15 protein-coding genes, 1 tRNA gene and 1 pseudogene are annotated in these 12,713 nt (G+C 30.5%); 16 read left to right on the top strand and 1 reads right to left on the bottom strand.

Annotated features, from left to right (window positions below; all coding sequences use genetic code 11):
* The first annotated feature begins 67 nt into the window (after positions 1-67).
* Together KGI96_RS06525 and KGI96_RS06520 are read left to right on the top strand one after the other, a co-directional pair.
* Entirely contained in the window at positions 68-661 is a 594-nt protein-coding gene (locus KGI96_RS06525) for a hypothetical protein (protein WP_211599261.1), read from the top strand.
* A 55-nt stretch (positions 662-716) separates the two neighbouring features.
* A complete protein-coding gene (locus KGI96_RS06520; RefSeq protein ID WP_211599260.1) occupies positions 717-1,133 on the top strand; it encodes a hypothetical protein in 417 nt (138 codons plus the stop codon).
* Here the strand turns inward: KGI96_RS06520 and KGI96_RS06515 are convergent.
* Complete coding sequence (locus KGI96_RS06515) at positions 1,130-1,780, bottom strand: DUF6037 family protein (protein ID WP_211599271.1); 651 nt, start codon at positions 1,778-1,780, stop codon at positions 1,130-1,132. The two genes, KGI96_RS06520 and KGI96_RS06515, sit on opposite strands and share 4 nt — an antisense overlap.
* Before the next feature lie 132 nt (positions 1,781-1,912).
* On the opposite strand from KGI96_RS06515, the gene KGI96_RS06510 reads away from it, so the two are divergent.
* The 14 genes and pseudogenes from KGI96_RS06510 to KGI96_RS06450 all read left to right on the top strand — a co-directional run bounded on the left by KGI96_RS06510 (position 1,913) and on the right by KGI96_RS06450 (position 12,549).
* The gene (locus KGI96_RS06510) at positions 1,913-2,110 is read left to right on the top strand and encodes a hypothetical protein (RefSeq protein WP_211599259.1); all 198 of its coding nucleotides are present in this window, start codon (positions 1,913-1,915) and stop codon (positions 2,108-2,110) included.
* The gene (locus tag KGI96_RS06505) at positions 2,107-4,161 is read left to right on the top strand and encodes a DNA topoisomerase III (protein ID WP_211599258.1); all 2,055 of its coding nucleotides are present in this window, start codon (positions 2,107-2,109) and stop codon (positions 4,159-4,161) included. The genes KGI96_RS06510 and KGI96_RS06505 overlap by 4 nt, the downstream gene beginning before the upstream one ends.
* A gap of 39 nt (positions 4,162-4,200) precedes the next feature.
* Complete coding sequence (locus KGI96_RS11205; RefSeq protein WP_267873260.1) at positions 4,201-4,323, top strand: hypothetical protein; 123 nt, start codon at positions 4,201-4,203, stop codon at positions 4,321-4,323.
* 608 nt (positions 4,324-4,931) lie between these two features.
* Positions 4,932-5,237, top strand: coding sequence for a hypothetical protein (locus KGI96_RS06500; RefSeq protein ID WP_211599257.1), 306 nt, complete (start codon positions 4,932-4,934; stop codon positions 5,235-5,237).
* 14 nt (positions 5,238-5,251) lie between these two features.
* Complete coding sequence (locus KGI96_RS06495) at positions 5,252-5,428, top strand: hypothetical protein (protein ID WP_211599256.1); 177 nt, start codon at positions 5,252-5,254, stop codon at positions 5,426-5,428.
* Between the two features lie 785 nt (positions 5,429-6,213).
* Entirely contained in the window at positions 6,214-6,648 is a 435-nt protein-coding gene (locus KGI96_RS06490; protein WP_213156398.1) for an STY4534 family ICE replication protein, read from the top strand.
* Between the two features lie 117 nt (positions 6,649-6,765).
* On the top strand, positions 6,766-7,110 hold the full coding sequence (locus KGI96_RS06485; RefSeq protein ID WP_211599254.1) for a hypothetical protein: 345 nt from the start codon (positions 6,766-6,768) through the stop codon (positions 7,108-7,110).
* A gap of 16 nt (positions 7,111-7,126) precedes the next feature.
* Positions 7,127-7,315 (top strand): hypothetical protein, encoded by a 189-nt coding sequence (locus KGI96_RS06480; protein WP_211599253.1) that lies wholly within the window; start codon positions 7,127-7,129, stop codon positions 7,313-7,315.
* Positions 7,316-7,575: 260 nt separating this feature from the next.
* Entirely contained in the window at positions 7,576-7,845 is a 270-nt protein-coding gene (locus KGI96_RS06475; protein ID WP_211599252.1) for a hypothetical protein, read from the top strand.
* Between the two features lie 117 nt (positions 7,846-7,962).
* Entirely contained in the window at positions 7,963-8,199 is a 237-nt protein-coding gene (locus KGI96_RS06470) for a hypothetical protein (RefSeq protein ID WP_211599251.1), read from the top strand.
* A 573-nt stretch (positions 8,200-8,772) separates the two neighbouring features.
* Positions 8,773-9,072 (top strand): helix-turn-helix domain-containing protein, encoded by a 300-nt coding sequence (locus KGI96_RS06465; RefSeq protein ID WP_229577136.1) that lies wholly within the window; start codon positions 8,773-8,775, stop codon positions 9,070-9,072.
* A 381-nt stretch (positions 9,073-9,453) separates the two neighbouring features.
* Positions 9,454-11,397, top strand: coding sequence for a MobH family relaxase (mobH, locus tag KGI96_RS06460; RefSeq protein WP_211599250.1), 1,944 nt, complete (start codon positions 9,454-9,456; stop codon positions 11,395-11,397).
* 93 nt (positions 11,398-11,490) lie between these two features.
* Positions 11,491-12,309, top strand: a pseudogene (locus KGI96_RS06455) (tyrosine-type recombinase/integrase).
* Positions 12,310-12,462: 153 nt separating this feature from the next.
* Positions 12,463-12,549, top strand: a tRNA-Leu gene (locus tag KGI96_RS06450).
* Positions 12,550-12,713 lie beyond the last annotated feature (164 nt).

Raw genomic sequence — 12,713 nt, 5'->3', positions numbered from 1 at the left:
AGAAAATTACTGTAATACAGTAATTTTTAGCTTCCCTATGAATTATTAGATTAAAAAAGGAATAAATATGCAATTTGCACTAAAACCAGCATTTGATTCACAATTTATCTTTTCTGCATACGAATTTCAAATTGAGTACCATTTAGGTGTAGATGAAAAACTAATATGTAATGATTTAAATAGTTTAGATTTCTCTGATGATTGTGAATTAACAATCGTATATGGTAAATTCTTATGCCAGCCTGAACATAAAGAAAATAATTTAATTCTTGAAGATATTTTAAGAAATAAAAATAAAGGTTTGTTTTGTATTGTTGATGATAGCCGCCTGGATAAGAAAGAAATTGAAATTGGTTATTTTGCTTATAAAGATATAAAGCTATATGAGAGAGAGCCATTAGGATATGTTCCTTTCTCAATGCTAATTTATGGTGAAGAAAAAGCGATAAATAAGATAAAAAAAGGGCGAAAGACTCAATCAATCGAAGCATCGTTTAGATATAATGAAGAAGATCCAATAGTATTAAATTTTTATAATCGTTTAGGTGTGTTTGCAATGAAATCTGTTGAGAAAAGAATAAAACAACCTCTAACTATTGATAATTGGTTGCAGTTTGTTGATGATGAAAGAGCATTAAGGGTTGCTAAATCTATATATTAGTGTGATGAAAAAATGTTGAAAAATGCAATAGCCATTTTATTATAGGGTATAAAATATGAAAGAGTTAAATATTAAAAATATTGATTTTAAATTACCTATTGAAGTAGTAGCTTTTCAATATTCAGAGAGCTGTCCTACAATGCAAGAACGGTTAAATAATATTGAGCCAATTTTTATCTCAGGTCATTCTATAAGTGTATTTATGGATTGGTTATTAAACGGTAAGACTAAAAATTATTGGAAGCAATATCTAGAAGATATGCAATGTACTTATATTGATTCAGAAACAAAAAAATCACCTTTTTGTATTATTATGCCTCTTGTCGTTTTTAGATTTGAATTTTGTCAGTGGGGGATAGATTGTAGTAATGAAGAAACGCAATTACTTCTACACACTCTCTTTGAAAAAACAAAAGATTGGAAAAACAAAGAGGTTGATTTAATTTCTATCAACCTCTATTTTAATACTTAATTTATATATTGATTAAGATTATTCATCATTGTAACAAAATCAGTATTTTTAGCTTTATCAGGATCATTGGTCCATCGTAATGTAATATTATATGGCTCTATTGCTGTTAAAATTCTATCAATTTCTTCAGGAGTAGAGTCAGTATATAAATACAATTTTCTTAATGTTTGTGGGCGAGGGGTTCCGTGCGTTCTCATAAATCCCAGCCAGTATATTTTATCTGCTTCATCAATAATTTCAGTTGGTATCCTATTCTGTATATTATTATAATGTCGTCTCAATATTGTTACATTTTGATTACGTTCCAGTCTTTGTGGGATTGCTGCATTAATTTCTTGAAAAAAATGTTCTAAATTAAATGGATTAACCCCATTTCCATTTAGTTGTAATTCATCTCTTATTACACGTTGAAGTTTTTCATTAAAGTAAATAAAAAAATCTCCATTTCGATGACTACCATATAATTTTAAGTTGTGTATCTGATTAGTGTTTTGTAAGTATAAATATAAGTAATCTTTGGAATCTTTATCATTTTCATCAAAAAACATAAAGAAAATAAACCGCCCTCTTCCATTTCTTAATTCAAATGCCAAAGTAAAATCGCCTCTTTGAATTGCTTCGTTATAGATAGCTGATAAACCAGTCAAATTAAATCTTTCGCACATAATACACCTCTTAAAATTATTTAAAATAAGAAAACAATTTTCCATTGTCGGTTTATTCTAGTCCTTATAATCTAAATTATATTTTTTGTCAAAACGAAATATAAGGGAATGATAATGCCTACAAAAAATATTGAAAAATCATTATGGTTAGCTATTGAGAAGAAAACCTTAGATTCAATTATTAAAAATAAGTTGTTAATAAAAGATACTGATTTATTACAGCTTATCATTAGAAAAGGGCTAGAAGTTGTTTCTGATGAAGAGATCCTTACCCTTTCCCAAAAAATGGTCAAACGGAGAAGTAAAGAATGAAACTCTTTTTATGCGAGAAGCCGTCCCAGGGAAGAGATATTGCCAAAGTGCTTGGGGCAACAAAACGAGCTGATGGTTATTTGTCTTCAGCAGATGGCTCAATTTGTGTAACCTGGGGAGTTGGACATCTTGTGGAGCAATTTAGCCCTGAAAAGTACAACCCTGCATTTAAAAAATGGCAATTAGAAACCTTGCCGATCATTCCTTCAAAGTGGCAAGTAGAACCAAAAAAATCCACTAAGAAACAATATAATGTGGTTATTCGTCTAATCAAAAAAGCTAAGCACGTTATAATTGCTACTGATATCGACAGAGAGGGAGAAACCATCGCGAGAGAATTACTAGAATTAGCAAACTACAAGGGTCCAATTCAACGTTTATGGTTATCTGCTCTTGATGATGTGAGTATTCGTAAAGCATTAGGACAATTAAAACCAAATCAAGAAACTTTGCCGCTTTATTATGCAGGGCTTGCTCGAAGTCTTGCCGATTGGTTAGTGGGAATGAATTTCTCCCGTTTATTTACTTTGCTCGCTCAACAAAAAGGTTATCAAGGTGTAATGAGTGTAGGGCGAGTACAAAGTCCTACGCTTGCACTTGTTGTCAATCGTGACCGTGAAATTGCTAATTTTTCTCCAAAATCCCATTATATGCTATTGGCTCAATTACATGATCAAATGGGGGAACCATTTAGTGCCACTTATATCATTCCTGAAGAATATATTGATGAAAATGGACTATGCTTAAATCCCGCTATTTTAAAACAAGTTGAACAAGCTATTTTACAAATTAAAAAAGCAAAAGCGATCAGTGTTGAAACAAAACGTAAGAAAGAAAGCCCACCATTAGTTTTTAATTTAAGTACGCTTCAAACAGACTGTAATAGAATGTTTGGACTAGGAGCAAAAGAAGTCTTAGATATTGCTCAATCACTTTACGAAACTCATAAAGCTACTACGTATCCACGTTCTGATTGTGGATATTTACCTGAAGAACAATTAGCTGAAGTTCCAAAAGTTATCAATGCAGTTTTGCAAAGTGATCCTAAATTACAACCGCTTAAACCTAAATTGAATTTATCTCAAAAATCTCGAGTATGGAATGATAAAAAAATTACAGCTCACCACGGTATTATTCCAACGACTAAAACTATTGATATAGCAAAAATGAGTGAAGATGAATTTAAAGTTTATGATTTGATTCGTCGTCATTATTTGGCTCAGTTTTTACCATTTTGTGAGATTGATAAAACAGAGGCTATTTTTGAGAGTGCAGGGCATCAATTTATAGCAAAAGGTAATGTAACTATTATTGCTGGTTGGAAGGCCTTGTTTGGTAAGACTGTTGATGATGAGGAAGAGCAAGGATTACCCAAACTTATTCAAGGAGAACGATATACTATTACTCAAACAGAAATTAAGTCGTTAAAAACAACGCCGCCGCCTCACTTTACTGAGGGAACATTATTATCAGCAATGGTAAACGCAGCTAGATTTGTAAGTGATGAGAGACTTAAAGCGAAATTGAGGGAAACTGAAGGACTTGGAACTGAAGCAACTCGTGCGGCTCTTATTCAAAATTTATTTGATAAGAAATTTATTCAAAAGAAAGGAAAATCAAAATCTATTATTGCAACCGCTGAAGGTGTAGCGTTAATTGATAGTTTGCCACAGGTTTTAAAAGATCCTGGTATGACTGCTTTATGGGAGCAGGCTTTAAATCAAATAGCTGAAGGTAAATTATCTCTTGAATCATTTATGCAAAAACAAGAAGCCTTTATCAATTTTATGATGAAGCAATGTATGAGTAACGGAGTTAATTTAGGGAGTGTTGAATTAAGAAAATGTTCAGAATGTGGAAAACCAATGCGAAAAATTAAAGGTGAAAAAGGTGTATTTTGGGGATGTACTGGTTATCCAAATTGTAAGCATACCGAGTTAGTTGAAATATCAAAAAGAAAAAATGGGGCATCTACAAATAAACGTAGTCGTAGTTCTCTTAGTGTTACAGATCAAATTAAGAATTTAAAATCAAAAATTAATGGAGAATAGAAATTTATGTATGAAGTAATTACTCTGATAATGATAAGTATGGCATGTCTTTTAGTTTTATTTATATGTTTATATAAACGTTTTGAAAAACTAGAGAAGCGTAATGCAGAAACTGCTGAATTGATTGCTCAGTATTTAAAAGCAATTAATAAAAAAGTTTAACTTCTGTAATTCTTTATAAAATTCATAGTGTAAGTGTATTTTTTTAATTTAACTTAGAATCTATATTTAATGTGTAAATGAGGGATGTAATGCAAGGAACAATAATGATAGTTGAATTTATTAAAATAGCATTTTTGATGACTGTTGTGTATGCAATATACAAAATAATTTTTATTAATTATTACAATAGTTTGTATGATTAAAAGAGTGAAACAATATAAACTTATTGGCATTTATTTTTTAATTATCACTGTAGCAATCTTCATTTACAGAGTGAACAACAACAGAACAAAATCATTAGATGAATGCTCTGAAGAGATTTCTTCAGTTAATGATATCTAAATCGTGCTATGTGCATATTCCTGAATATGCAGAAAGACAGGGGATAAATCTAATATACGATTTAACTCATAGACTATTTGTTGTACGATGATAACATATCAGAAAATAACATTATTAAATGTCAAAGATTGTATCATACAACGTCCTGTAGTTGTTTTTGTAGGGTTTGTTTTATTCTTAACTTTTATAATCATTTATAGAGTTCATAGTGTATTTTTTTAACTACTGCTTTTATACAGTAATTTATTTTAGGGAGGAAATATTAAATGGATAGCTATATTATGCTTGGGATTGCAACTTTTATGTTTATTATGTCATTTATGATTAATGGTTTTACAGTACCCTTTATTAGATTGTTTTCATTTCTATCTATAGTGGTTTATTTAATGCTTATTATAGAAATTAATAATAATCAATATGAGAAAATTGATAATGCTATTAAAAAATATCCTAGTAGCTCTCTAAGTATCGATAAAAGAAAGGCAATGAAAGATGGGAAAATTTCTTATGCAGAATATGTATATTTTTACATAAACATCAGTCGTTTAGAGAATAATAATATTAACTTATAAACAAGGAAAGAAATATGGCTAAATTATTAATGCATAAAAGAAACTACACGTCGATAGAGAGAAAGTTCAATTGTAAACTTTCTCCTTCTCAGCAAACTACAGATAAGCAAAAATTAAAAGAAAAATGTACTCCTAGTTTTCCTTTAGATGATTTAATCATAGAATGGCAAAATCAATTGAGAGGTAGATAAATGTTATTTTATAGAACTATGAACGTTATAATCACTAATGAAGTAGAAGCTCATACTTTTTCTTACAGTTATTGATGTATGGTTTACATCAGCTTATCCGTGAAACCAGTAATTATTTTTTCTTTTATTATACTTTGTGATACAATTTTTATGAGTTTAGATTTGTAGTTTGAACTCACTTAAAATAAGTTTTATCTTAACCAGGACTCGCTGGTGAAAAAACGAGTGGCGTTTGTATTCAGTAAGAATGCTTTTTTATATCAGCTAACGACCACATTGTAGTTGAGTAAACTGAAATTGTAATAATATGGAACAGTTGTAACGAAGACTAATCCACTTTTACAGAAGTAAGATTATGTTGGTCACATTATTTTTATAGATGTTTTATGTCTCGATTTTTTATCATACTTTCATCTAGCTTTTTATTAAAAGACTCAAGTAATTGTCATTAATTGCTTGAGTCTTTTTTATTTCTATTTCATTTTTAATTTTCTCTATCATTTTTGTTGTTTTTATATTTTACTTATCATCATAAAGATGCTGCTTTTTTTGCAGTCCTTTAAAAGCAACAGGAACGAATGAAAATGTTGCGGTCTAGCTCGATGTAGTAGATGCGTTCATTACTGTTTTTACAGTAGGCCTTTAGTAATAGCAGTTCCTTAAGCTATTAACTTTAATTTTAAAGTAGGAATCTCGTAATCATTTACCCTGTGGGGAATCATTTTTCCCATGTTGGGTAAAGATGTTTCTCCACTTTTTTTATATTTATTTTGGAGAAACATATTATGAACACTCAACAAACAGAAACTCAAAAAAACTTTTTTAATTTACACGTTACTGGTATCGGTTATCTTAATGATATTCGAGAAGTAGCACCTAAAAAAGGAAATCCTTTTTTAGCTTGTCGTATCGCAGCACTTGTTGGAGACAGCAATAACAATGAATACCGTTACTTCGATTGTAACGTGAAAGGTGAAAAAGCTGAAAAACTAATAAAGCGTTGTCAAAATGCGGTTCAAGATAATAAAAAAGTACTTATCTCTTTTACTCTTGGTGATTTATGGACAGATACTTTTGTTTACTCAAAAGATTCTGATTTTCATAAAAAAGGTGATGTCGGTGTATCACTTAAATCTCGATTAATTAATATCAGAATGATAAAAGTTGATGGAGAATTAAAATACGAAGATGAAAAAGAGAGTAGTAATGAGGAGTCTTAATACTCAATCCAACCAGTTACTTAGGTAATTGGTTGGATATTATTTTAAACCCACTAGGGATAACTTCCTGGTGAGGTTGCTCCTAGTGATTTTTTTATTTTAAATTAGGAGTAAAATATGGTAAATTTAACTCAAATTAATGATCAATTGGAAAAAATACCTAATGATCAGAGAGGAGCAATAGTGACTCTTATTAACATAAAGACGGAGGATGATATGGACAAAGTTTTAAATAGACTTGATACCATTGAGGCTAAATTTGAGTCCAAATTCGATGCTATTGAAACTAAATTCGATGCTAAGTTTGATGCAATTGATGCTAAGTTTGATGCAATTGATGCTAAGTTTGATGCTGTCGATAAGGCAATCTCTGCTCAAAAATGGTACATAATGGCAACAATTACAATTGTTGGTATTTTATCAACTTTGATAGCAACTTATCTCAGCTCACATTCACTATAAAGTGAGTAATCAAACTATGATAGACAATAAAAAATTTGAAGCTGAAATTGAGCAAATGAGAGCAACGACTATCAAATTACAAGCTGAAACGATGAAACTTCAAAATGAAAGTGCCAAACTCAATAAAGAGTTAAAATGGTACGAAGTAAGTATTATTGTTGCAGTTACTTTGGTTGTCGTTGCAATCGCTAAATTATTTTTATAGTCATTTAACACCTAACCACCCTGTGGGAGATTATCCCACAAGGAAATCTCCTATCTATCTATCTATCTATCTATCTATCTATCTATCTATTTAATTTTTAGGAGAAACTCATGAAAAACTTTACTAAAAGTCGCTTTCTTTATTAACTATTTTGATTTTCAATCAAAAAGATGGTTGGATATTATTTTAAACCCACTAGGGATAACCTTCCTAGTGAAATTACTCCTAGTGATTTTTTTAATTTTATCTAGGAGTAAAATATGGTAAATTTAACTCAAATCAATGATCAATTTGAAAAAATACCTAATGATCAGAGAGGAGCAATAGTGACTCTTATTAACATAAAGACGGAGGATGATATGGAAAAAGTTTTAAATAGACTTGATACCATTGAGGCTAAATTTGAGTCCAAATTTGATGCTTTGGAAACAAAATTTGATGCTAAGTTTGAAAGTCTTCGTTGGCTAATTATGGCTTTAATGGCAGCGATACCTGTTGCATTAACAGTATATAGCTATTTTAAACATTAAATATATTTAACTTTAAACTACTAGGAGATATTCTTCTAGTGGTTTGACTTAACCCTAGGGGTAATTCCCTAGGGGATTACCCCTAGTGATTTTTTTAATTTTATCTAGGAGTAAAATATGGTAAATTTAACTCAAATTAACAATCAACTGGAAAAATTACCTAATGATCAGAGAGGGGCAATAGCAACTCTTATTAACATAAAAACGGAGAATGATATGAAGCAAGTATTGGCGAGATTAGATGCTATGGAAGCTAAATTTGATGCTAAGTTTGAAAGTCTTCGTTGGCTAATTATGGCTTTAATGGCAGCGATACCTGTTGCATTAACAGTATATAGCTATTTTAAACCTTAATTATATTTAACTGTAAACAACTAGAAGAATATCTACTAGTTGTTTAATTCAACCCTAGGAGTAATTCCCTAGGGGATTGCTCCTTGAATTTTTAGGAGCAATCAATGAAAAACAATGATTATGAGAAACAGTTTATACAACAGTTTCAGAAAGCAGTTTAATTTCTGAAGCAGATAATAATATGGATAACCCGAAAAATGACAGTTTCTTGGAACAGATAGACTGGGAAAATGATGTTATTTTTTACTAATAAAGAATCCCCTGTATTGATATAAATACAGGGGATTTTTATTGTTTATAAATTAATATTTTTAATGACACTTAACTTGTGTAATTGTGAAATAAAAATGGAAAATAGGATAAGACATTTAATTGTATTAATAATATTTACTTGTACATCCATAGTAACTGAAGAAAAAAACAATATACAACAAAAGAATCTAAAAAGAGTGAATATAGTGATGAAGAGTTGGAGCAGTTATTTATAAATATGATAGAAAAGTGAAAATTGTTTATTGATTATATTAAAAATGAACATTATAATTGCCAAAAACAAAAATAATGGTAATTGTAATGTTCAATAAAAAAAAGTCTCCAATTTTATTTCCTAAATATAAAGAGCCATTACTCCAACTTGGTGAAAATATTAAGCTTGCATCAAAAAGGCGTAAATTTACTCAGCTTATGCTATCAGAAAGAACAGGGCTCAGCAGAATGACTATTAGAAAAATAGTAAATGGTGATCCCACTGTAGCAATAGGATACTACATAATGGTGCTTGGTGTATTAGGTTTAGAACAAGATATTAGAAATGTAGGGTTAGATGATGAATTAGGGCGTAAATTACAAGATATTGAATTATTAAGGAAATAATGATGAGTAAACAAATTTATGTATTTGCAGATTGGGAAATATTTTCAGAACCTGAACTTGTTGGAATATTATCTTCTGATATTGTTAGAGGTGATGAAATTTGCGTTTAATATTTAAAATCCTTAATCATTTAATTAATATTGCAAAAATAGAAATCAACATTTATCTACAAATAATATTTAATTTTCCATATCTCTTAATTTTACCTATTTTAAAATCAATTAATCGCTAAAGGCTAAAAGGCTAAAAGGCTAAGGGAACCACCTGCGGTGGTAAGGGTAATGTTTTTAAGGGTACCTTTCCTAAGGGGAAAGGTCTTACCCAAAAGGCCCAAAGGCCTTTTATCCCAACACTGATAAAGTTAGGAAATTTAATTCAAATATGTTTAAAAAACTGAGACAGATTATTAAAAAGCCTCAAAATACTGAGCAAACTAAGACAATACAGCCAATAAAAGATTTAGACGGTTGGATAACTCCTTACAATGCAGAAATATTACTTGATACAGATTTAAGAAGAAAATACCTAGCAATGATATGGCAACAAGTCTCAATGACGAGAGAAATGTTTGATACATTATATCAATCTCCAATTGAGCGTTACGCTGAAATGGTACAGTTGTTACCAGCATCAGAATCGCACCACCACGCACACTTGGGGGGGATGATTGATCACTGCTTAGAGGTTATTTCATTCGCGATTAAATTGCGACAAAGCTATATTTTACCCCCTAATGCAGGTTCAGAAGAGCAAGCAAAACAACAAGATGCTTGGACGGACTGTGTTATTTACCTTGCTCTGGTTCACGATATTGGAAAAGTTGTTGTAGATATTGAAATCCAGCTTAAAAGTGGTGCAAAGTGGTTGGCTTATAATGGCATTCCTAATGAGCCTTATAAATTTAAATATATTAAAAATAGAGATTATGAATTACATCCTGTCTTAGGTGGTTTTCTTGCTAACCACTTAATACCTAAAAAAACATTTAATTGGTTGGCTCAATACCCTGAAGCATTTTCATCATTAATGTATGCAATGGCAGGGCATTATGATAAAGCTGGTGTATTAAGTGAGATTATCCAAAAAGCAGATCAAAACAGTGTAGCAATTGCCTTAGGAGGTGATATAACTAAACTGGTTCAAAAACCTGTTGTATCTTTTGCTAAACAAGTTGTTACAGCAATACGTTATTTAGTAGCTGAGAAATGGAAATTTAATAATCCCAAAGGTCCTTCTGATGGCTGGTTTACTGAAGATGGTCTATGGATTATGAGTAAAACAACGGCTGATTCAGTTAGAGCATATTTAATGGAGCAGGGGATTTCAGTACCAAGCGACAATCGTCGCTTATTTGATGAGATGCAATCACATAATATTGTAGAAAGCACACCTGATGATACCGCTATTTGGCACTGTAAAATTACAGCAGAAAGTGGCTGGAAACCGAAAAATAGCTTTAGTTTACTAAAATTAAAACCTGAAATAGCCTGGGAAAATATTGATGACCGACCAGCTTTTTTTGCTGGCAACATTATTGTTGAAGAGACTACAACAAAAGATGATAGTGAAACTAACGTTATTTCAAATGAAAGCACTGAAGATGATAAACCTGAAGCAGTTTTACAAGAAGCTAAAATAACTGAAACAATAACAGAGAATCGCAAAATAGCAGAACCTGAAATAGCTTTAACAACAGAGGAGGTATCGATACAAGAACCTGATAATAATGCAATGAATTTTGTACTAAATATGTTTAATACAAGTGATAGTACGACAGAAAATGATATGCAAGAAAGCGAAATTATTCCTGAATTTGAAAATATAACCAAACATTCAGAAAAAGTCACTGAGCCAACAACAATACAAAAAGATAAATCGTCTGCTGAAGAGCTGAAAAAAGTAGAAATAAGCGATTTCCAAAATACACAATTTCCAAATGCTGATCCATTAGGTATTGAATTTTTTAATTGGGTATACTCAGGATTAAAGAGCAAGAAAATCACATATAATCACGCAGGTGCAAAAGTACATATTGTTAATGACTCTGTATTTCTTGTTACACCGAATATTTTTAAAGAATTTTTAGTGTTAAAAGGTATACAGACTGATGAAGAAAACTTAAATAAAATACAATATGCTTTTCAAAGTCTTGGGATAAATAAAAAGAGATTTACAAAAAATGATAGTTCAAACTTTTGGACATGCATTGTTAAGGGGCGTAAACGAACATCTAAAATGACAGGTTTTCTTATTCCTGATAAAAATCTTTTCTTTGATAACAAAGTAGTGTTAAATAATCATTTTTTAACATTAAACGAGGAATAATAAAATGAATAACATATCATTTGAAGAACTTTTAAACAAATTTTTTTCTATCGCTATTTGAGAGATGAAACAATAGAGAGTTATGAAAAAGCAATCAGACAATTAAGAAAACAATGTGATATTCAGTATCCCAATGATGTAACTGATAATGACATTATATATTGGAGAAGAAACGTTGTTGATATAACAATTAAGCCTGTAACTTGGAACAGTTATATTAGACATTTACGAGCAGTGTTTAAATTCGGCATTGAGAATAATTTACTCACTCAAGAAAAAAATCCATTTGATGATAAATCAATTAAAACAGGGAAAGGAAAAAGAAAAACAATTTCAGTAAATAGCTTAACATTAATTTAAAAATATCTTCAGCAAGAAAATACTCCTCAAATTTTACAACCATCTTGGTTTATCATTGTACTAATTGCTACACTCAGATATTCTGCTATACGAAGAGGTCAGCTAATTAAACTACAGATTAGATATATAGATTTAGATAACCGAATCATACGAATTGCTCCACATATTAATAAAAATCACGAATATCACGAAATTCCTATTTCTCAAAAGTTGTATCCACATTTAGAGTTGTTGCTTAGTGAATTGAAACGTATGAAGCAACCAAATACTATGCAGTTATTTAATTTAAATCTTTTTTGTAATGCTGTAAGAAACAAGGGTAAGTTGATGACAAAAAATCAGCTAGATCATCTTTTTAAAGTACTTTCAAAAGAACTCGGTTTTTTAGTATCTCCGCACCGTTTTCGACATACTGCTGCAACAAATTTAATGAAAGACCCCGATAATTTATATGTTGTCAAAGAATTATTGGGTCATAAGGATATCAAAGTAACATTAAGTTATATTGAATATGATGTAGAGATGATCCGAGATAGAATTAATGTCTTATAAAGAATCAAGCCAGGTACTAGAGCAGGTTTTTTTAAATTTTTTTTGAAACACTATGTACAAATTTAAAAATTCGTGTATCATACGATCCGATCTTTAAAAGAATGATCTTTTATATATATCTCGCATTATTTAAACGTATTGTTTAAACATATTGCCCGAGTGGTGAAATCGGTAGACACAAGGGATTTAAAATCCCTCGGCTTTCGGGCTGTGGCGGTTCAAGTCCGCCCTCGGGCACCATTTTGATTTTTTCAGTTCAAAAAAGAAGATAGCACCTTAAGGTGCTTTTTTATTGCCTAAAATTTGTCTCTGTCAAAACAGACTTAATTTTCCTTACTGTTACTCTATCTCTTATTAGCTAAATATAGATAAAGTGCATTATACTCATATTCTTCTGTAATCTT

Origin of the sequence: Phocoenobacter atlanticus subsp. cyclopteri, assembly GCF_018343795.1 — a bacterium.
Lineage (GTDB): Bacteria > Pseudomonadota > Gammaproteobacteria > Enterobacterales > Pasteurellaceae > Phocoenobacter > Phocoenobacter atlanticus.
The sequence above is the reverse complement of the archived record's forward strand: the minus strand, read 5'-3'. Positions and strand labels throughout refer to the sequence as shown.

Bases quoted from the DNA above. Each gene is read 5' to 3' on its own strand.
- KGI96_RS06510 (WP_211599259.1), top strand. From the start codon at position 1,913: ATGCCTACAAAAAATATTGAAAAATCATTATGGTTAGCTATTGAGAAG.
- KGI96_RS06485 (WP_211599254.1), top strand. From the start codon at position 6,766: ATGGTAAATTTAACTCAAATTAATGATCAATTGGAAAAAATACCTAAT.
- KGI96_RS06500 (WP_211599257.1), top strand. From the start codon at position 4,932: ATGGATAGCTATATTATGCTTGGGATTGCAACTTTTATGTTTATTATG.
- KGI96_RS06495 (WP_211599256.1), top strand. From the start codon at position 5,252: ATGGCTAAATTATTAATGCATAAAAGAAACTACACGTCGATAGAGAGA.
- KGI96_RS06465 (WP_229577136.1), top strand. From the start codon at position 8,773: ATGTTCAATAAAAAAAAGTCTCCAATTTTATTTCCTAAATATAAAGAG.
- KGI96_RS11205 (WP_267873260.1), top strand. From the start codon at position 4,201: ATGGCATGTCTTTTAGTTTTATTTATATGTTTATATAAACGTTTTGAA.
- KGI96_RS06525 (WP_211599261.1), top strand. From the start codon at position 68: ATGCAATTTGCACTAAAACCAGCATTTGATTCACAATTTATCTTTTCT.
- KGI96_RS06480 (WP_211599253.1), top strand. From the start codon at position 7,127: ATGATAGACAATAAAAAATTTGAAGCTGAAATTGAGCAAATGAGAGCA.
- KGI96_RS06505 (WP_211599258.1), top strand. From the start codon at position 2,107: ATGAAACTCTTTTTATGCGAGAAGCCGTCCCAGGGAAGAGATATTGCC.
- KGI96_RS06475 (WP_211599252.1), top strand. From the start codon at position 7,576: ATGGTAAATTTAACTCAAATCAATGATCAATTTGAAAAAATACCTAAT.
- mobH (WP_211599250.1), top strand. From the start codon at position 9,454: ATGTTTAAAAAACTGAGACAGATTATTAAAAAGCCTCAAAATACTGAG.
- KGI96_RS06470 (WP_211599251.1), top strand. From the start codon at position 7,963: ATGGTAAATTTAACTCAAATTAACAATCAACTGGAAAAATTACCTAAT.
- KGI96_RS06520 (WP_211599260.1), top strand. From the start codon at position 717: ATGAAAGAGTTAAATATTAAAAATATTGATTTTAAATTACCTATTGAA.
- KGI96_RS06490 (WP_213156398.1), top strand. From the start codon at position 6,214: ATGAACACTCAACAAACAGAAACTCAAAAAAACTTTTTTAATTTACAC.